At 69.5% G+C, this 475-nt stretch carries 1 protein-coding gene; it reads left to right on the top strand.

Features of this window, described 5'->3' with window-relative positions:
- Positions 1-475: low temperature requirement protein A (locus ACL02O_RS34425; protein ID WP_412822360.1), on the top strand; the 475-nt coding region annotated here is incomplete at both ends.

Raw genomic sequence — 475 nt, forward strand, 5'->3', positions numbered from 1 at the left:
TGCCGTGGATCGCGGGGGCGCTCGTGCACGGTACGGCGCGTGGCGCGTTGTGGGCACTCGCGGTGGTCCTTGACCACACGGCAGGCAGAATCGGCTTCCCGACGCCGAGGGCGGGCCGTACGCCCAGCGAAGACCTTGTGATCTCGGGCGAGCACCTGGCCGAGCGCTACCGGCAGTTCTTCATCATCGCGCTCGGCGAGCTGATCCTGGTTACCGGCCTGGCGCTGAGCAGCAGCGGCTTCGCGCCGGACGGGATCGCCGCGTTCGCAGTGTCGATCGCGACCACCGTGCTGCTGTGGCGGATCTACATCTACCGGGCTGGGGAAGTCCTGGCGGAAGCGATTGCCGTGTCCACCGACCCGGTCCGTCTCGCCGCATCGGCGTCATACGCCCACCTGGCCATGGTGGCCGGCGTGGTCGCTGCGGCCGTCGGCGACGAACTTGTCATCGCCCATCCACTCGGGCACACCCCACC

The sequence above is a fragment of the Micromonospora mangrovicola genome (assembly GCF_047200535.1).
Classification (GTDB): Bacteria; Actinomycetota; Actinomycetes; order Mycobacteriales; family Micromonosporaceae; genus Micromonospora.